The 19,011-nt window shown below is 66.4% G+C and carries 19 protein-coding genes; 1 reads left to right on the plus strand and 18 read right to left on the minus strand.

Annotation, left to right across the window (positions count from 1 at the left end):
• Positions 1-5: 5 nt before the first annotated feature.
• The 18 genes from ACKI2N_RS19000 to ACKI2N_RS19085 form a co-directional block, all read right to left on the minus strand.
• Positions 6-962 (minus strand): alpha/beta hydrolase, encoded by a 957-nt coding sequence (locus ACKI2N_RS19000; RefSeq protein WP_420996922.1) that lies wholly within the window; start codon positions 960-962, stop codon positions 6-8.
• Positions 963-1,061: 99 nt separating this feature from the next.
• The gene (locus ACKI2N_RS19005) at positions 1,062-1,484 is read right to left on the minus strand and encodes a CoA-binding protein (protein ID WP_420996923.1); all 423 of its coding nucleotides are present in this window, start codon (positions 1,482-1,484) and stop codon (positions 1,062-1,064) included.
• A gap of 17 nt (positions 1,485-1,501) precedes the next feature.
• Complete coding sequence (locus ACKI2N_RS19010; protein WP_420996924.1) at positions 1,502-2,605, minus strand: RsiV family protein; 1,104 nt, start codon at positions 2,603-2,605, stop codon at positions 1,502-1,504.
• Between the two features lie 678 nt (positions 2,606-3,283).
• On the minus strand, positions 3,284-3,700 hold the full coding sequence (locus tag ACKI2N_RS19015; RefSeq protein ID WP_043350759.1) for a F0F1 ATP synthase subunit epsilon: 417 nt from the start codon (positions 3,698-3,700) through the stop codon (positions 3,284-3,286).
• 133 nt (positions 3,701-3,833) lie between these two features.
• Positions 3,834-5,237 (minus strand): F0F1 ATP synthase subunit beta, encoded by a 1,404-nt coding sequence (gene atpD / locus ACKI2N_RS19020; protein WP_420996926.1) that lies wholly within the window; start codon positions 5,235-5,237, stop codon positions 3,834-3,836.
• Between the two features lie 33 nt (positions 5,238-5,270).
• The gene (gene atpG / locus ACKI2N_RS19025; protein WP_420996928.1) at positions 5,271-6,146 is read right to left on the minus strand and encodes a F0F1 ATP synthase subunit gamma; all 876 of its coding nucleotides are present in this window, start codon (positions 6,144-6,146) and stop codon (positions 5,271-5,273) included.
• 76 nt (positions 6,147-6,222) lie between these two features.
• The gene (gene atpA / locus ACKI2N_RS19030) at positions 6,223-7,764 is read right to left on the minus strand and encodes a F0F1 ATP synthase subunit alpha (protein ID WP_420996929.1); all 1,542 of its coding nucleotides are present in this window, start codon (positions 7,762-7,764) and stop codon (positions 6,223-6,225) included.
• 50 nt (positions 7,765-7,814) lie between these two features.
• Positions 7,815-8,354, minus strand: a complete 540-nt coding sequence (locus ACKI2N_RS19035; protein WP_420996930.1) for a F0F1 ATP synthase subunit delta — start codon at positions 8,352-8,354, stop codon at positions 7,815-7,817.
• Between the two features lie 2 nt (positions 8,355-8,356).
• Positions 8,357-8,827 carry a F0F1 ATP synthase subunit B gene (locus ACKI2N_RS19040; protein ID WP_017224620.1) on the minus strand — a complete coding sequence of 157 codons (471 nt, stop codon included), beginning with the start codon at positions 8,825-8,827 and terminating at the stop codon, positions 8,357-8,359.
• A 100-nt stretch (positions 8,828-8,927) separates the two neighbouring features.
• Positions 8,928-9,194 (minus strand): F0F1 ATP synthase subunit C, encoded by a 267-nt coding sequence (gene atpE, locus ACKI2N_RS19045; protein ID WP_006157246.1) that lies wholly within the window; start codon positions 9,192-9,194, stop codon positions 8,928-8,930.
• Positions 9,195-9,257: 63 nt separating this feature from the next.
• Positions 9,258-10,121: a F0F1 ATP synthase subunit A gene (atpB, locus tag ACKI2N_RS19050; protein ID WP_420996932.1), complete on the minus strand. Its 864-nt coding sequence runs from the start codon at positions 10,119-10,121 to the stop codon at positions 9,258-9,260.
• Between the two features lie 307 nt (positions 10,122-10,428).
• The gene (locus tag ACKI2N_RS19055) at positions 10,429-10,929 is read right to left on the minus strand and encodes an ATP synthase subunit I (RefSeq protein WP_420996934.1); all 501 of its coding nucleotides are present in this window, start codon (positions 10,927-10,929) and stop codon (positions 10,429-10,431) included.
• 372 nt (positions 10,930-11,301) lie between these two features.
• Positions 11,302-12,204 (minus strand): ParB/RepB/Spo0J family partition protein, encoded by a 903-nt coding sequence (locus tag ACKI2N_RS19060; RefSeq protein WP_420996936.1) that lies wholly within the window; start codon positions 12,202-12,204, stop codon positions 11,302-11,304.
• A gap of 95 nt (positions 12,205-12,299) precedes the next feature.
• Positions 12,300-13,073 carry a ParA family protein gene (locus ACKI2N_RS19065; protein ID WP_420996937.1) on the minus strand — a complete coding sequence of 258 codons (774 nt, stop codon included), beginning with the start codon at positions 13,071-13,073 and terminating at the stop codon, positions 12,300-12,302.
• A gap of 69 nt (positions 13,074-13,142) precedes the next feature.
• Entirely contained in the window at positions 13,143-13,850 is a 708-nt protein-coding gene (rsmG, locus tag ACKI2N_RS19070; protein ID WP_420996938.1) for a 16S rRNA (guanine(527)-N(7))-methyltransferase RsmG, read from the minus strand.
• Positions 13,851-15,791 (minus strand): tRNA uridine-5-carboxymethylaminomethyl(34) synthesis enzyme MnmG, encoded by a 1,941-nt coding sequence (gene mnmG, locus ACKI2N_RS19075; RefSeq protein WP_420996939.1) that lies wholly within the window; start codon positions 15,789-15,791, stop codon positions 13,851-13,853.
• A 191-nt stretch (positions 15,792-15,982) separates the two neighbouring features.
• Positions 15,983-16,879 (minus strand): N-formylglutamate amidohydrolase, encoded by an 897-nt coding sequence (locus ACKI2N_RS19080; protein WP_420996940.1) that lies wholly within the window; start codon positions 16,877-16,879, stop codon positions 15,983-15,985.
• Between the two features lie 3 nt (positions 16,880-16,882).
• Positions 16,883-17,878 (minus strand): tripartite tricarboxylate transporter substrate binding protein BugE, encoded by a 996-nt coding sequence (locus ACKI2N_RS19085; protein ID WP_420996941.1) that lies wholly within the window; start codon positions 17,876-17,878, stop codon positions 16,883-16,885.
• Positions 17,879-18,034: 156 nt separating this feature from the next.
• Here ACKI2N_RS19085 and ACKI2N_RS19090 point away from each other — a divergent pair, with 156 nt between their 5' ends.
• Positions 18,035-18,964, plus strand: a complete 930-nt coding sequence (locus tag ACKI2N_RS19090; RefSeq protein ID WP_420997004.1) for a LysR substrate-binding domain-containing protein — start codon at positions 18,035-18,037, stop codon at positions 18,962-18,964.
• Positions 18,965-19,011 lie beyond the last annotated feature (47 nt).

The raw sequence follows: 19,011 nt of genomic DNA on the forward strand, positions 1-19,011 counted from the left end.
GCGCGTCAGATATCGTCGGCCAGTTCCTTGAAGGCCTGCGCGGCGCGGCGCATCCATTCGCGCGCGCGCGGCGCCTCGGGCTGCAGGCGGGCGAAGCCGTGCGTCATGCCGCTGGCTTCGAGCGTGATGACCGGGGCGCCGTAGCGCACCAGGTAGTCGGCATAGGCCAGGCCATCGTCGCGCAGCACGTCGTGGGCGGCCACCATCACCACGCTGGCGGGCGGCAGGTGCCGGGGGGCCGCGCCCATCAGGTGGATGCGCGTGTCCTCGATGGCGGCGCCGGCGGCAAGCTGCTGGGCGCCGATGAACTGGGTCCAGAACCAGGCCATTTCGTCGCGCGTGAGGCCCGGGCCGTCGGAGAACGCGCGATAGCTTTCGGTGGTGAGCGCGGGCGCGGTGACCGGGTAGATCAGCAACTGCGCGTTGACCAGCCCGGGATGGCCGTGCGCGTTGGCCCAGCGCGCGGCCTGCGCGGCCAGGTGGCCGCCGGCGCTGTCGCCGGCCACGGCCAGGAAGCGGGTATCGAGGCGCAGCCGGGCGCGCTGCTCGGCAAACCACAGCACGGAATGCAGCGCGTCGTCGCACGGCGCCGGGAACGGGTGCTCGGGCGCCAGGCGGTAGTCGACGCTGGCCACCGCGCAGCCGGTGTCGGCCGCCAGCAGGGCGGCCACGGTGTGATGCGTCTCGTGCGAGCCGACCACCCAGCCGCCGCCGTGGAAGTAGACGATCAGGCGCGGCTCGGCCACGCCCTCGGGCCGGAACAGGCGTGCCGCCAGCGTGCGGCCAGCCAGCGGGATCTCGAGGTCGGTGGCGGCGATGCCCTCGGGGTCCGGCGCGAGCGAAAGCGCCGCGATCTCGGCGAAGCGCGCGCGGGCCGCGGCGGCATCGGCCGGCGCGGGCTGCCCGGCATAGCGTTCGCCGAGGCGGCGGTAGTAATCGAGGAGCTGGGGATCGATGGCCATGGCTAGGTGGTGCGGATCTGGTCGGGTCGGGTTGAAGCGGCGGACGTGCTGGCACGCCGCGCGATCCCGCAGTGTAGCGGCGTTCGCGGGTTCAGGTGTTCAGGCGTCCGCGCGCAGCAGCTCGATCTTGGCGCAGCGGTCCTGCACCGCCAGCAGGCCGGCGGCGCGGGCCTGCCCGAACGCGGCGTCATTGACGATGCCGAGCTGCAGCCAGACGCCGCGCGCGCCGATGGCGATGGCGTCCGCCACCACCGGGGCCACGTCCTCGGCGCGGCGGAAGATGTCCACCCAGTCGATGCGCCGCCCTTCGGCGGCCAGTGCCCGCGCCGCCTCGGCCAGGCTGGCGTGGCAGGGCTGGCCGAGGATCAGGGCCCCGGCGTGGCGCGGATTGACCGGCACGATGCGGTAGCCGCGCGCCTGCAGGAACGCCGCCACCTCGTGGCTGGCGCGGCCGGGGTTGTCGGACAGGCCCGCCACGGCGACGGTCTTCATCGCCAGCATGCCCTCGATGGCTGTTTGCATCGCTGTCTGCATCTCGCTCACGTCTGCGCTTCCTTCTGGTCGGGTTCGGGGGATCGGTCGCGGCTTTCGCCGGGCTGGCGCGCGCAGGCGCCCAGCCGCGCGAACGGCACCGCGACCTGGTACGTGCCCTGGGCGAACGGCCCCACGGCATAAGGGGCATAGTGCAGCACCACGCCGCCACGGTATAGCGTAAAGGGCGTGCGCGCGTCGCGCAGGGCGGGCTCGTCGAGCAGGCCGCGCTCGGGATCGGCCGCGCCCTGCCGCTGCAGCGATGCCTGCAGTTCGGCATTGAGCTTCTGCACGCAGTCCTTGCCCGGGGCCAGGAGGTCCGCGAGCCGGACCGGCACGTAGACGGCCTCGCCGGCGGCGCCGGCGACCGGCGCGGCATCGTCGCGGCGCCACGTGCCGCCGGCGTAGTCCAGGCTGCCGTGCGCGCCGCCGCTGTAGCGCCAGGTGGTGCGCAGCAGGCTGATCGTGCCGGCATCGAGCCGCGCCAGTTCCACGGCGCTGCGGCATTCGCGCTCGCCCTCGCCGCAGCCGCCGGCGCGCACCGACGCGACCAGCGCGTCGAGGGCAGGGTTGCCGGTTTCCGGGTAGCGCTCGGTGAAGCGCACGCCGGCCGCTTCCGTCACCCGTTCGCGATAGACCGCCTTGCGCGTAAGCATCAGTTGCCGCGCGACTCCGTCCGCGCCGGTCCATACGCCGCTGGCGCTGCGGCCGTCGGGCGCGACGTTGCCTTCGAAACGGATGTTGCCGTGCGCCTGCATGTCGTCGTCAGCGGCGGCCGGCGAGGCATCGCGCTCGCGCACGCTCAGACGGCCGTCGGCTGTCAATTGGCCATCCAGTTGACGCGGGGTGGCCGCGAGCCTTGAATCGTAACGAAGGGTGGCCTCGACCCGCTCCGTTCCGGGACGCGGAAATAGGGTCAGCGACAGCTGCCCGGCGTCGCCGGGCTCGCCCTGCCAGAAGGTGCCCGCGGCAGCTTGCGGCGCGTCCGCAAACGCCAGGCCGCATGCCAGCGGCGGCGCGGCAAGAAAGGCGGCGAGGCCAAGCTGGGCAAGGCCACTTCGGACTTGTACGGCGTTGCGGCGGGGAAACGGAATGGCGGAAGGATGCGGCATGGCAGTCGGCGGCCAGACCGCGGCGCGGATGGCTGGCAAGCGAAAGCTATGGGACCGGCGGTGCCCGGTGATGTTCCCGCCGCGTTACAGTCTGGGCGGAGTTTTGGGCAGGATGAGGCCTATTTGGCCGACGTTTTAGTTACGGCGCTTTCAACTTCTTGCAAACCGATACATTTTGTTACTGCCATTGCCAAAAGTTTCCCCCACAATGCTTTAACACAATCAGTTTTTGTGAAAGGCGTTCCCTCCCCCAAACAGAAAGGGAGGGCGTCGTGAAGAAAGCCTTTGGAAGCAATTCCCACCCAGTTTGACCGGATCGCAGGCCATGCCTGCGGTCGGTGTACCAGGTTGAAAGATTGTTGGCGCGTTGCGGTTTCGGCTGGTTGGATCGTCTGATTGCGATCGGTACCGCCTGACCGGATGGTTGGCCACCTTGCCGGATACGATGATCCGGCTGGAAAGTGACCGGCGCCTGTTGGATGACCTGGACCTTACCCGTTCCTTCGAATTGACCCCTCGAAGGGATTTTCCCGTCCGCGCGGTGCCTCCCCGGCCCGCGCGCTTTTTTTTGCGCTGAGCCGACAGAATAGTCGTACGCTCGTGAAAAAGGCAGCCTCGCGGCTGCCTTTTTTTATCGCCACGGCCAAAAAACAACAGCCGCGGCGGTACCGCCTTTTCTCAGCGCTTGCGGCGCAGGCGCGCGATGGCGGCCAGTTGCGCAGCCGCCACAGCCAGCTCGCTCTGGGCACGTGCCAGGTCGAGATCGCTGCTCTGGTTCTGCATCAACTCCTCAGCCGCGCGCTTGGCTTCCTGCGCCTTGGCTTCGTCGAGGTCGCTGCCGCGAATGGCGGTGTCCGCCAGCACGGTCACATGCTTGGGCTGCACTTCGAGAATGCCGCCGGCCACGAACACGAACTCTTCGCTGCCGTCTTCCTTCTCGATGCGCACCGCGCCCGGCTGGATACGCGTGATCAGCGGCGTATGGCCCGGCAGGATACCCAGCTCGCCCGACTCGCCCGGCAGCGCCACGAACTTCGCCTGGCCGGAGAAGATCGACGATTCGGCGCTGACGACGTCTACAAGAATGGTTGCCATGTGAATTCCTTTGTTCCAGAAAGCGTTGACTTCCCGTTGCCAGGAAGCAAGTTTCCGCCTTCAGGCCGGGTCCGGCGCCCCGCGGACATGCTGTCCGCGGCACGGCCGTGGCCCGCGCGAAGGCGAAAGACGCTTACTGGAGCTTCTTGGCCTTCTCGAAGGCTTCGTCGATCGAACCGACCATGTAGAACGCCTGTTCGGGCAGGTGATCGCACTCGCCGTCCACCAGCATCTTGAAACCACGGATGGTTTCCTTCAGCGGCACGTACTTGCCCGGCGAGCCCGTGAACACTTCCGCGACGTGGAAGGGCTGCGACAGGAAACGCTGGATCTTGCGGGCGCGCGACACCGACTGCTTGTCTTCCGGCGACAGTTCGTCCATGCCCAGAATCGCGATGATGTCGCGCAGTTCCTTGTAGCGCTGCAGCGTCTGCTGCACGCGGCGGGCCACGTCGTAGTGCTCCTGGCCGACGACCTGCGGGTCGAGCTGGCGCGAGGTCGAGTCGAGCGGGTCGACGGCGGGGTAGATACCCAGCGCGGCGATGTCACGCGACAGCACGACGGTCGAGTCCAGGTGCAGGAAGGTCGTTGCCGGCGACGGGTCGGTCAAGTCGTCCGCAGGGACGTACACGGCCTGGATCGAGGTGATCGAGCCGGTCTTGGTCGAGGTGATGCGCTCTTGCAGCTTGCCCATTTCCTCGGCCAGCGTCGGCTGGTAGCCCACCGCCGAAGGCATGCGGCCCAGCAGTGCCGACACTTCGGTGCCGGCCAGCGTGTAGCGGTAGATGTTGTCGACGAAGAACAGGATGTCGCGGCCTTCGTCGCGGAACTTCTCGGCCATGGTCAGGCCGGAGAGCGCCACGCGCAGACGGTTGCCCGGCGGCTCGTTCATCTGGCCGAACACCATGGCCACCTTGTCGAGCACGTTCGAGTCCTTCATTTCGTGGTAGAAGTCGTTCCCTTCACGGGTACGCTCGCCCACGCCGGCGAACACCGACAAACCGCTGTGCTGCTTGGCGATGTTGTTGATGAGCTCCATCATGTTCACGGTCTTGCCGACGCCGGCGCCGCCGAACAGGCCCACCTTGCCGCCCTTGGCGAACGGGCACACCAGGTCGATCACCTTGATGCCGGTTTCGAGCAGGTCCACGGAAGGCGACAGTTCGTCGAACTTCGGGGCCTTCTGGTGGATCGAGCGCAGCTCGTCCGAGGCGATCGGGCCGGCTTCGTCGATGGGACGGCCGAGCACGTCCATGATGCGGCCCAGCGTGCCGTGACCGACCGGCACCGAGATCGGGGCGCCGGTGCTCTTGACCGACATGCCGCGGCGCAGGCCGTCGGACGAACCCAGGGCAATGGTGCGGACCACGCCGTCACCGAGCTGTTGCTGCACTTCGAAGGTCAGGCCCTTCTCGGCGAACGAGGCTTCGTTGCTGTCTTCCAGCACGAGCGCGTCGTACACCTTCGGCAGCGCGTCGCGGGGGAACTCGATGTCCACCACGGCGCCAATGCACTGCACAATATTTCCGATACTCATTTCGTATCTCCGATAGCTTGAATACTTGACGCCTTAGACGGCTGCGGCACCGCTGACGATTTCCGACAGTTCCTTGGTGATCGCTGCCTGACGGGTCTTGTTGTAGACCAGTTGCAGTTCGCCGATCACGTTCTTGGCGTTGTCGGATGCCGCCTTCATGGCCACCATGCGCGCCGACTGCTCGGACGCCATGTTCTCGGCCACGGCCTGGTACACCAGCGCTTCGACGTAGCGGACCAGCAGTTCTTCCACCACGGTCTGGGCGTCGGGCTCGTAGATGTAATCCCACGAGTAGGCGCGCTTTTCATCTTCGGTCTGGGCAAACTTGTCGGCGGGGAGCGGCAGCAGCTGCTCCACCATCGGCTCCTGCTTCATCGTATTGATGAAGCGGGTGTAGGCCAGGTACACGGCATCGACCTCACCATTGGTGAAAGCGTCGAGCTGGACCTTGATCGCACCGATCAGTTTTTCCAGATGCGGGGTGTCGCCGAGGTGCGTCACGTGCGAGATCACCTTCGCGCCGATGCGGCCCAGGAACTGCATGCCCTTGGAACCGATGGCGGTGCTCTGCACCTGCACGCCGCGGTTCTGCAGATCGCGCAGCTCGTTGGTCACCGCGCGCAGCACGTTCGTGTTCAGGCCGCCGCACAGACCCTTGTCGGTCGTCACCACGATCATGCCGGCGCGCTTGACTTCGCGCGCCACCATGAACGGGTGCTTGAACTCGGGGTTGGCCTCAGCCAGGTGCGCCGCGATATTGCGCACTTTCTCGGCGTAGGGGCGGGCGTTGCGCATCCGTTCCTGCGCCTTGCGCATCTTGGACGCGGCGACCATCTCCATCGCCTTGGTGATCTTGCGCGTGTTCTGCACGCTCTTGATCTTGGTTCGAATTTCTTTCGTTCCGGCCATATCTTCCTCTCCATTCGTGCTGCGCCGGGGCCGTCATGGCAACGGCGGTCCGGCGCAGATTCGTGGAATTACGCGGTTAGAACGCGGCGGACTTCTTGAAATCCTCGATCGCGGCACGCAGCGTGGCTTCGTCTTCCTTCGACAGATCCTTGGTCTCTTCGATGCGGTTGACGAGGTCGGCGTACTTGGTCTTCAGATGGTCGTGCAGGCCCTTCTCGAACGGCAGAATGTCCTTCACTTCCACGTTGTCGAGGAAGCCGTTGTTGGCTGCGTACAGCGACGCGGCCAGTTGCCACACCTGCAGCGGCAGGTACTGGGCCTGCTTGAGCAGTTCGGTCACGCGGCGGCCGCGCTCGAGCTGCTTGCGGGTGGCATCGTCCAGGTCGGAGGCGAACTGCGCGAACGCAGCCAGCTCACGGTACTGGGCCAGGTCGGTACGGATACCGCCGGACAGCTTCTTGATGACCTTGGTCTGGGCGGCACCACCGACGCGCGACACCGAGATACCGGCGTTGATTGCGGGGCGGATACCGGCGTTGAACAGGTCGGTTTCCAGGAAGATCTGGCCGTCGGTGATCGAGATCACGTTGGTCGGCACGAACGCGGACACGTCGCCGGCCTGCGTTTCGATCACGGGCAGCGCGGTCAGCGAGCCGGTCTTGCCGGTCACCACGCCCTTGGTGAACTTCTCGACGTAGTCGGCGTTCACGCGGGCGGCGCGCTCGAGCAGGCGCGAGTGCAGGTAGAACACGTCGCCGGGGTAGGCTTCGCGGCCCGGCGGGCGGCGCAGCAGCAGCGACACCTGGCGATAGGCCCAGGCTTGCTTGGTCAGGTCGTCATAGACGATCAGCGCGTCTTCGCCGCGGTCGCGGAAGTACTCGCCCATCGTGCAGCCGGCGTAGGCGGCCAGGTACTGCATGGCGGCCGAGTCCGAAGCCGAGGCGGCGACCACGATGGTGTATTCCATCGCGCCCAGTTCTTCGAGCTTGCGCACCACGTTGCTGATGGTCGAAGCCTTCTGGCCGATCGCCACGTACACGCAGAAGACGCCCTTGCCCTTCTGGTTGATGATGGCGTCGACGGCCACGGCGGTCTTGCCGGTCTGGCGGTCGCCGATGATCAGCTCGCGCTGGCCGCGGCCGATCGGCACCATGGCGTCGATCGACTTCAGGCCGGTCTGCACCGGCTGGCTCACCGACTGGCGCGCGATCACGCCAGGGGCGACCTTCTCGATCACGTCGAATTCCTTCGCGTTGATCGGGCCCTTGCCGTCGATCGGCTGGCCCAGCGTGTTGACCACGCGGCCCAGCAGCTCGCGGCCGACCGGCACTTCCAGAATGCGGCCGGTGCACTTGACCGGGTCGCCTTCCGAAATGTGTTCGTAGTCGCCCAGCACCACGGCGCCGACGGAGTCGCGCTCGAGGTTCAGCGCGAGGCCGAAGGTGTTGCCGGGGAATTCCAGCATCTCGCCCTGCATCACGCCGGACAGGCCGTGCACGCGGCAGATGCCATCGGTCACGGAGATAACCGTGCCGGTGTTGCGCACTTCAGCGTCGGCGCCAAGACCCGAGATGCGGGACTTGATCAGCTCGCTGATTTCTGAGGGGTTCAGTTGCATCACAATGCTCCTAATTCTTCAATCCGTCGGCCGGTGAGCGCTCGCGCGCATCAGGCGGTCAGCGCGACTTGCATCGCAGCCAGGCGGGCACGCACGGAGGTGTCGAGGACTTCGTCGCCAACCTTGACGCGCACGCCGCCGATCAGCGACGGGTCTACCGCAACCGAGGGCTGCAGCTTGCGGCCGAACTTGCGTTCGAGCGCGGCGACGAGGTCGGTCAGGGTCGCGCCTTCGATCGGGAAGGCACTCGTGATCTCGACATCGGCCGACCCTTCACGGGCGTTCTTGAGCGCATGGAACTGCTCGGCGATTTCCGGCAGGACTGCCAGGCGGTGGTTTTCCACCAGCAGGCCGACGAAGCGTCTGGCTTCGTCGTTGACCGGAGACTTCAGGGCCGACAGGAACAGTGCAGCCAGCTTGTCGCCGGGCACGTTCGGATCGCCAGCCACCGCCTTCATGTCGGGATTGGCGGCGACCTGCCCCATTTCCGACACCAGCTCGGACCATGCATCCAGATTGCCGCTCGACTCGGTCGCGACGCGAAACAGCGCCTCGGCGTAGGGACGGGCAATGGTTGCGGTTTCAGCCATGATTAGAGCTCAGCCTTGAGTTGATTGAGCAGGTCGGCGTGGACCTGCGCGTTCACTTCGCGCTTGAGGATCTGCTCGGCACCCTTGACGGCCAGCACGGCAACCTGGTCGCGCAGCTGTTCGCGCGCGCGGGTAACCTGCTGTTCCGCCTCGGCCTTGGCCTGGGCGATGATGCGTGCGGCTTCCGCCTGGGCGTTGTGCTTGATCTCGTCGGCCGTCAGCTGGGCGCGCTTCTCGGCGTCGGCGACGCGTTGAGCACCTTCGGTGCGGGCTTCGGCCAGAGCCTGGTCCACACGCTTGTTGGCGAGTTCGAGCTCAGCCTTGCCCTTTTCGGCAGCGGCGAGGCCATCGGCGATCTTCTTTGCGCGTTCGTCGAGCGCCTTCACCAGCGGCGGCCAAATGAATTTGGCAACTACCCACCACAGGATGAAGAACACGACCATCTGCGCAAAAAACGTTGCGTTCAGATTCATGGTGTGTTCCTTTCGGTAATCAAACTACAGATAAATGCGCAAGGGCGGCCAGGCTAAGTGGCCCGCGCCGCCCGTCAGCATCATGCAGACCGAAAAGAAATTACTTGATGACAGCCAGCAGCGGGTTGGCGAATGCGAACAGCATTGCAACGCCCACGCCGATCAGGAATGCCGCGTCGATCAGGCCAGCCAGCAGGAACATCTTGGTTTGCAGCGGGTTCATCAGCTCGGGCTGACGTGCGCACGCTTCGATGTACTTGCCACCCATCAGGGCGATGCCCAGGCAGGCGCCGATGGCGCCCAGGCCGATGATGATGCCGATACCAATAGCGGTCAGACCCTGGATGTTGGCGAGATATGCTTGCATGACGACTCCTTAAATTGAGAAGAGACTTAGAACCAAAAAACCAAAAAACCAAAAACCGGAAAATCAGTGGTGATCATGTGCCTGGCCGATGTACACCAGCGTCAGCATCATGAAAATGAAGGCCTGGAGCAGGACGATCAGGATGTGGAAGATCGCCCATACGGTACCGGCCAGCACGTGACCGACGAAGCCCAGCGCGGACAGGTCCGCACCGAACGTCCAGATGGAACCCAGCAGCGCGATCAGCAGGAACACCAGTTCGCCGGCATACATGTTGCCGAACAACCGCATGCCCAGCGAAACCGCCTTGGCGAGGAATTCGATGAGGTTCAGGACCAGGTTGAACGGGGCCAGGTACCACTTGGCGCCGAACGGGGCCGAGAACAGCTCGTGCATGAAGCCGCCGGCGCCCTTGATCTTGAAGCTGTAGTAGATCATCAGCACCAGCACCGAGCACGACATGCCCAGCGTGCCGTTCAGGTCGGCCGTGGCGACGGCGCGGTGGTGCGGCAGGTGGATGTGGAAGATGGCCAGCAGCTGGTTCAGGCCGGTGACCCAGTCGACCGGGATCAGGTCGATGGCGTTCATGACGGTGATCCAGCAGAACACCATCATCGCCAGCGGAGCGATGAACGAGCGGTCGCCGTGGATGATGCCCTTGGCCTGGTCATCGACCATCTCGACGATCATCTCGACGAAGGCCTGGAAGCGGCCCGGCACGCCGGCCGTGGCGCGGCGCGCGGCGGCGTACAGGAAGATCACGGCGATCGCGCCGCACAGGACCGACCAGAACACCGTGTCGTAGTTGAGGACGCTGAAATCGACCACGGAGGCTTGCTTGCCGCCGACCGTGTTCAGGTTCTGCAAGTGTTCGGCGATATAGCCGGAGGGGGTGAGCGCCTGTTCGGCGCCTTGAGCAGCTGACATGTCGAAACGAACCGTAATATTGCGAAACCAGTTGCCGGCGTTCTGCCGGTACGCTTCTTGCACCGCCTTCAGCATGAGTCGCTGGTCACCGCGGGCAAGGACGTCTAACTTATCTGCGCCGCGCTTCACCGCTGTGACGCGCCACGCCAAAAAACTCTTGATATTCCGTTTTCGTGCCCCACCTCGGGTGGAATGCACTGCCTTCGAACCACCGCGCCTTGCCGCCCGGCCTGTGGACAAGTCCACGGCGCCGGCGCTTGCAGCGCGCATTCCGGTGCGCTTTCCGATGCAGCCGCCGGCGCGCTCCTCAGCGAATCGCCAGTGCCACCCAGTAAGCCTTCAGCGCAAGCAGGAACGTGACCAGCATCGGCACCCAGCGCAACTCGCGGTACAGCACCACCACCAGCACAAGCAGGCCGACGGTGGCAAACACCTTGATGGCCTCGCCAACGACCAGGCCGCTGATCGAGGTACGCTCGCCCGACAACCTCAGGCGCAGCGCGAAGAAACCGCTCGGCACGAAACACGCGATGCCGCCAAACAGCGCGGACCAGCCCGCTGCCGCGGCATTGCCGCCGGCAAGCAGTCGCCAGGCAAGGGCCGACAAAACCGTCACCGCCACCTGCGCCAGCACGACCCTGCCGGGCGTCATGCGCGAAGGGCGCAGCGCACGCGCGCCGAACAGCGTTTCCGCGTCCGCGCGTGACAGCGGTTCGACCGCCTCTTCTGCGCGCTCTGCCTCGTCATCCCAGGCATCGCGCGGCTGCCAGTCCTTTTGCCGACCGGCATCTCGACGATCTGAAACCACCTGCTTATTGCCTCTGCTGGTTGTTTACTCCACCCGGAACTTTCTCGAACCGGCCAGAATTCAAACCGCACGATTTTACGAGGAATGCACCATGCGAGTCAATCTGCTTACAGACTCCTTGCAACGGTGCGCAACGTGCGCCCACGTGCCGATAGTGCCCGCGCGGCGGCCGCAGGCCAATGACGCGGCAGGTAATTGAGACCATCGGCGCGGGTGGCGCAACATCATCGTTTATCGCCTTTGCGTAGACCTTGCGCAAGCGCGCGGCACAGGTGCGGCCGCCGCACCGGAGCGGACACCTTCGTGCGTTAATCGCGCACTATTTTTGGGAAGCGGACGCGGGACGGACAAGATGCGGACCCGCGCCGGCGCTCAGGCCGGCGACTGGCTTTCGCCCTGCTCGCGCAGCCGCGTGAGCACGCCGTCGAGCGCGTCGTTGCTGGTGAAGTGAATGGTGAGCTGGCCCTTGCCGCGCACGCCCAGCTTGATCTGCACCGGCAGGCCGAGCGCGTCCGACAGCTCTTCTTCGAGCCGGGCCACGTCGCGCGCCGGCGCGGCGCCCTTCTGCCGCATCGAGCGCAGATCGAGCGGCTTGAGCGTGGACGCGACCAGCTTTTCGGTCTCGCGCACCGACAGCCGCTTGTTGACGATCTGGTTGGCGAGCGTGATCTGGTTGGCGCCGTCCACGGCGAGCAGCGCGCGCGCGTGGCCCATGTCGAGGTCACCCGCCATCAGCATGGTCTGCACCGGCTGGGCCAGGTTCAGCAAGCGCAGCAGGTTGGACACGGCGCTGCGCGAGCGCCCCACCGATTCGGCCGCCTGCTCGTGCGTGAAGGAGAACTCGCGCACCAGGCGCATGATGCCCTGCGCCTCTTCCAGCGGATTGAGGTCTTCGCGCTGGATGTTCTCGATCAGCGCCATCGCGGCCGCGGCCTCGTCGGCCACGTCCTTGACCAGCACCGGCACTTCCTCGAGCCCGGCGATGCGCGAGGCGCGGAAGCGCCGCTCGCCGGCGATGATCTCGTAGCGGTCCGGCTCGGCCACGCGCCGCACCAGGATCGGCTGCATCAGGCCCTGCGTGCGGATGCTCGCGGCCAGTTCCTGCAGCGCGCCCTCGTCCATGCGCGTGCGCGGCTGGTACTTGCCGGGCTGCAACTGGTCCAGGCGCAGCACCGACGGCGCGCCCTCCTGCTTCACGGCGTCGACGATTTCGGCGGGGCCGCCCAGCAAGGCTTCCAGTCCGCGGCCCAGCCCCTTCTTCTTTGCGGTGCTCATCTCGTTATCCTGACTTGGTGGCAGCCTGGCGGCCGCCCGGTATCCTGTGTACGTCGTCGTGTGTACGCCGTGTCGCCGTGTCTCGGGCCGTGCGCTCAGTCGAGCAGCCTGACCCGCGCGATCATCTCCGCGCCGAAATCCAGGTAAGCCCTGGCGCCCTTGGAGGACGGGTCGAAGGCCACGCCCGGCACGCCATAGGACGGCGCTTCCGCGAGCCGCACGTTGCGCGGGATCACGGTCTTGAAGACCTTCTCGCCGAAGTGCGATTCGAGCTGGGCCGAGACCTGCTGCTGCAAGGTCACACGTGGATCAAACATCACACGCAGCAAGCCGATCACCTTCAGGTCGCGATTGAGGTTGGCGTGCACCTGCTTGATCGTGTTGACCAGGTCGGACAGCCCTTCGAGCGCGAAGTACTCGCACTGCATCGGCACGATCACGCCGTTGGCGGCGCACAGCCCGTTGAGCGTCAGCAGCGACAGCGACGGCGGGCAGTCGATCAGCACGAAGTCGTATTCGCCATCGACCTCGGCGATGGCGTTCTTCAGGCGGCGTTCGCGCTGGTCCAGTTCGACCAGCTCCACCTCGGCACCGGCCAGTTCGCGGTTGGCCGGCAGCACGTCGTACTTGCCCGACTCGGAATGCTGCCGCGCCTGTGTGATCGTCGAGAGGCCGACCAGCACCTGGTAGACGCTGTGTTCGAGCGATTGCTTGTCGATGCCGGAGCCCATCGAGGCATTGCCTTGCGGATCGAGGTCGATCAGCAGCACGCGCTGCGCCTGCGCCGCCAGCCCGGCGGCGAGGTTCACCGTGGTGGTGGTCTTGCCGACGCCGCCCTTCTGGTTTGCGATCACGAATACCTTGGCCATAAGCTCTTAGCTGCTCCTGCTTGATTTCAACCTGCCGGGGGTGGGCGCCGGCAACAACCACCGGCCGGGTCAGCGGCGCGACAGCACCACCAGGTGACGTTCCGCATCCAGTTCCGGCACGGCCAGGCGCGGCACCGCCTCCACCTGCCAGCCGGCCATCAGGCCGGCCGCTTCCATGCGGTCGAGTTCGGGCTGTGGATAAACGCCCTTCATCGCGATCAGCTTGCCGTGCGGCGCGAGCAGGTGGCCGGCGAGCGAAACGAAGTCGCTCAGCTCGGCGAACGCGCGCGAGGTGATGACGGCATAGCCCTTGTCGTCTTCGAGCTTTTCCACCGGGCCCCAATGGGCGGCGGCATTCGACAGCCCGAGCTGCGCCCGGCACTGCGTCAGGAAAGCGGTCTTTTTCTGCACGATGTCGACCATCAGCACGGACAGGTCCGGGCACGCGATGGCCAGCGGCAAGCCGGGCATGCCGCCGCCCGAGCCCACGTCGAGCACCCGGCCGCGCGCGCCCTCTTCCACCGCCGCGCTGCGCGCCGCCTCGGCCAGCGCCGGAACGGCGGCCAGCGAATCGAGCAGGTGATGGGTCAGCATCTCGTCGGGATGACGGATGGCGGTCAGGTTATAGATGGCGTTCCATTTGCGCAGCAGCGCCAGGTAGGCGAAGAGCTGGTCGACCTGGGCCGCCGTCAGCGCGAGGCCGATGGCGGACAGGCCGGCTTCCAGCCGGCGGCGCTGGTCGGCGTCGTCCACCGCGGGATAGCGTTGGCCCCGCACTCAGGCTGCCTCTTGGGTCGAGCCGGGCTTGGTGCGGCCCATGCCCTTTTTCTTCAGGTGAACCAGCAGCAGCGAGATCGCCGCCGGCGTCACGCCCGAAATGCGCGACGCCTGCCCGAGCGTTTCCGGGCGATGCTGGTTCAGTTTCTGGCTGACCTCGAAACCGAGGCCGCGCACTTCGGTGTAGTCGAAGCCGTCGGGCAGGCGCGTGGTCTCGTTCGCCTCCAGCTTGTCGACCTCGGCGGCCTGGCGGGCGATATAGCCGTGGTACTTGATGCCGATCTCGATCTGCTCGCGGATCTGCTCGGCCAACAGCGGATCGGCATCGAGCAGCTGCGCGGGCGCGTACTTCCCGCCCTGCAGTGCCATCAGTGCTTCGTAGGCGACCGCCGGGCGGCGCAGCAGGTCGGCCAGGTTGTATTCGCGCTCGATGGCCTTGCCCAGCAGCGGCACGGCATCGGCCTCCGGCAACAGCGCCGGATTGACCCAGGTGCTCTTCAAACGCTCTGTTTCACGTGAAACCGCGTCGCGCTTGCGATTGAATGCATCCCAGCGCACATCGTCGACCACACCAAGCTCTCGGCCGGCCTCGGTCAGTCGCATATCGGCATTATCTTCCCGCAGGCTCAAACGGAATTCCGCGCGGCTGGTGAACATCCGGTACGGTTCCGACACCCCGCGGGTGATCAGGTCATCGACCAGAACCCCAAGATAGGCCTGGTCCCGGCGCGGTGTCCAGGCATCGCGCTCGCGCACGAAGCAGCCGGCGTTGATGCCGGCCAGCAAGCCCTGGGCGGCCGCTTCCTCGTAGCCGGTGGTGCCGTTGATCTGGCCGGCGAAGAACAGGCCCTGGATGGCCTTGGACTCCAGCGAGGCCTTCAGCGCGCGCGGATCGAAGTAGTCGTATTCGATGGCGTAGCCGGGGCGCAGGATGTGCGCGTTCTCCATGCCGCGGATCGAATGCACCAGGTCGAGCTGCACGTCGAACGGCAGGCTGGTGGAAATGCCGTTGGGATAGAACTCGTTGGTGGTCAGTCCCTCGGGTTCGAGGAAGATCTGGTGGCTGTCCTTGCTGGCAAAGCGATGGATCTTGTCCTCGATGCTCGGGCAATAGCGCGGCCCCACCCCTTCGATCACGCCGGTGTACATCGGCGAGCGGTCGAGGCCGCCGCGGATGATGTCGTGGGTGCGGGTATTGGTATGGGTGATCCAGCACGGCAATTGCTGCGGGTGCTGCTCGGCGCGGCCGAGGAACGAGAACACCGGCACAGGATCGAGGTCGCCCGGTTGTTCCTCCATCACGGAGAAGTCGATGGTGCGGCCGTCGATGCGCGGCGGCGTGCCGGTCTTGAGGCGGCCTTGCGGCAGCTTCAGTTCCTTCAGGCGCGCCGATAGCGACACCGAGGCGGGATCCCCGGCGCGGCCGCCGGTGTAGTTGTCCAGCCCCACGTGGATCTTGCCATCCAGGAAGGTGCCGGCGGTCAGCACCACCGCGCGCGCGCGGAACGCGATGCCGACTTGCGTGACGGCGCCGACCACGCGGTCGCCCTCCACCATCAGATCGTCCACCGCCTGCTGGAACAGCATCAGGTTGGGCTGGTTTTCGAGCCGCGTGCGGATGGCCTTGCGGTAGAGCACGCGGTCCGCCTGCGCGCGCGTGGCGCGCACGGCCGGGCCCTTGCTCGAATTGAGGATGCGGAACTGGATACCCGATTCGTCCGTCGCGGCGGCCATCGCGCCACCCATGGCATCCACCTCCTTGACGAGATGGCCCTTGCCAATGCCGCCGATCGACGGATTGCAGCTCATCTGGCCAAGCGTCTCGATGTTGTGGCTCAGCAGCAGCGTCTGGCAGCCCATGCGCGCAGCGGCGAGTGCGGCTTCAGTGCCGGCGTGGCCGCCGCCGACAACAATGACATCGAATTCTTTTGGGTAAAGCATGGACGTACCTCCTCCGGGAGGCGTGCGGGAATCATTCGGGATGCCGAATTATAGCGGCAATCGTTGCCGCCTTTTTGCGCAGCAGCGTGTTTCACGTGAAACATGCCGCTTCGACGACTTAAGTGTGTTCCACGTGAAACAAAAAAGCCGGGCGCAAGCCCGGCTCTCCACGCCTATCCTCACCGCGAGAGTTATGCCCTCACCTGCTCCCGCAGATAAGCGGCAATCCGCTCGACCAGCCGGCCCAGGTCTGCCTGGAGCCGGGTGAAGCCGGCATTGCGCTCGCGCGTGGCCTCATCCATGTACAGCGGACGGCGGATCTCGATCTGCAGGCTGTGGCGGCGCTCGGCCGGCCGGCCGATCTGAGCGATCAGCTGCACGCCCTTGTACGGATCGTTGCAGGCCACCGTGTAGCCCATCGCCCGCAACTCGTCTGCCACCAGCGCCACGAAGGCCGGTTCGCAGGTCGTGCCGTCGCGGTCGCCGAGCACGAAGTCCGCCAGCGCGCGTTCACTGCGGATCTTGAGCCGTTCGTAAGCGTTGTTCGGCATCGAATGCAGGTTCAGGTGCCAGACCGCGCCGAAGCGGGCGTGCGCCGCCTCCACCGCAGCTGCCAGCGCCTGATGGTACGGGCGGTAGTAGCTGTCGATCCGGTTGCGCACCTCCTGCAGCGAAAGCTTGCGGTCGTAGAGCGGCGTGGCCGCATCCAGGTTGCGCCAGATCAGCCCGTAGCCCAGGCGGGTCTTCTCGCCCGGCGCCAGCAGCTCCGGCCAGGCGCCATCGAGCAGCGCCGGGTCGAGGTCGTCGAGCATGCGGTTGGGGTCGATATAAACGCGCGGGAAATTGGCGGCGACCAGTGTGCCGCCGGCCCGCGGCACCGCTTCCCACAGCGCTTCCACATGGGTATCCTCGCCGCCGCGCAGCCGTGGTCCGGAGACCGCCGCGCCGAAATCGGCCGGATATTGGGTGCCGCTATGCGGCGAATCGCACACCAGCGGCAGCGCCGCTGCCTGCGGCACGGCAAGCGTGAACGGGGGAAATGCCGGGGATGCCGCTGGTGCCGGCGATGCTTCGAAGTCCTTGCCCATGCCTCAGTCCAGCTTGATGTTGGCAGCCTTGGCCACGCGCGCGTAGCGCGCCATCGCCTGCTGGATCTGCACCTTGAAGCCGTCCGGCGTGGTCGGCACCAGCGTGCCGCCCGACTCTTCCACCTTCCGCCTGAACTCCGGGTTCTGCATTGCCTTGTGGATGGCCTGATTGAGCTTGTCGACGACAGCCGGCGGCGTGCCCGCCGGCGCGACGATGCCGAACCAGCCGCCGTCGCCCATCTCCTTGTAGCCCAGCTCGGCGTAGGTCGGCACGTTGGGCAGTTGCGGCGAGCGCGTGGCGCCCAGCACCGCCAGCGCGCGCAGGCGGCCGGATTTCACGTGGGGCAGCGTCGACGAAAGGTTGTCCGTGATGGCGTTGACCTGCCCCGCCACCGCATCGTTGAGCGCCAGCCCCGCGCCCTTGTACGGCACGTGCAGCAGGTCGATCTTGGCCAGCATCATGAAGTTCTCGATATTGGCGTGGCCCAGCGAGCCGGCACCCGGCGAAGCAAAGCTGTACTTGCCCGGGTTGGCGCGCGCCAGCGCGACGAACTCCTGCATGGTCCTGGCGGGCACGCTGGGATGCACGGCGAACACGCTCGGAATCGCCACCACGTTGGTGACCGGCGCGAAATCCTTGAGCGGATCGTAGTTCAGCTTGGGATACACCGCCGGATTGGAACCGTGCGTGCTGACCGTGGCCATGCCGATGGTGTAGCCATCGGGCGCCGCGCGCGCGACCTGCTCCATGCCCACCGAGCCGCCGGCCCCGCCCTTGTTCTCGACCACGATGGTCTGCCCCAGCTCGCGCCCGCCGAACTCCGCCACCAGGCGTGCCGACAGGTCGGTCGAGCCGCCCGCGGCGAACGGCACGATCAGGCGGATGGGCTTGCTGGGATAGCCGGCCTGTGCCATCGCGCCGCCGGCGGCGGCGAGGCTGGCGAAGGCGGCCAGGCAAGACAGGACAAAATGCCGGCGCGGCTGGCGGGCTCGGTTCATAAAGAGGTTCTCCATGGCATGTGATCTTGGTATCGACCGCCAAGTGTCGGCAGTTTACCGGCAGCGCACAAACGACTATATTGCACGCTTGCATTACCAAAGATCATGGTCAGCCAGCCGGGCCCGACCCCTGCCAAGCCCCCTCCCCCCTACGCCATGCGGCTGCAATCCCCGTCGATGTCCGAGCTCCACGCGTTCGCGGCCGCCGCCCGGCTGGGCAGCTTCACGCGCGCGGCCGAGGAGCTGTGCGTGACCCAGGGCGCCATCAGCCGCGCCATCGCCCGGCTGGAATCGCACTTTGGCCAGCCGCTGCTCAAGCGCAATGCGCATCGGCTCACCCTCACCGACGCGGGCCGGCAACTGCTCGACTCGGTGGCCGGCCCTCTCGCCGCCATCGAAAACGCCAGCGCCGCCCTGCTGTCCCGCGACCGCGAGCATCACCTGACGCTGTCCGCCGTGCCGACCCTTGCCAGCGTATGGCTGGTGCCGCGGTTGCCGGATTTCCACCGCCGCTATCCCGAGATCCGCCTCGATTTCGCGCCCTACCGGCGCGACGAGGACTTCTCCGGCCCCGCGCCGGACGCAGCCATCCTGCCAGGCACGCCCGAGCATTGGCCGCATCTCCAATGCGACTACGTCATCGGCAGCGAAGTCGTCCCCATCTGCCACCCCGACCGCGCCCGCGCGCGCCGTGAGGCCGGCCGCTGGGCCAGCCCCGCCGAACTGCTGGACGAGCCCTTGCTCTACCACACCACCGCCCCCGCCAACTGGCAGCATTGGCTGTGGGCGGCGGGCGTACCCAGTGCTGCGCCCGCGCTCGCCACGGGCTTCGACCAGGTCTCGATCCTGGTGCAGGCGGTCAAGGCCGACATGGGCGTGGCCGTGCTGCAGCGCTGCCTGGTACGCGAGGAGATCGCCGCCGGACGCGTGGTGGCGCCATTCGATCTACCGATCCGGCTGGCGCGCGGCTACTTCCTCTGCGCGCCGCGCGAGCGGCGTTCACACCCGGCCTTCGCTCAATTCCGCGCATGGCTGCTTGGTACGGCGTCACAGGACCCGGACATACTGGAAGCGCCCTCGGAGTAATTCATACGATGGATGTTATCGGATAGATTTCACCGGTAAATCAATCA

This window comes from Cupriavidus sp. 30B13, assembly GCF_049059565.2.
Lineage (GTDB): Bacteria > Pseudomonadota > Gammaproteobacteria > Burkholderiales > Burkholderiaceae > Cupriavidus.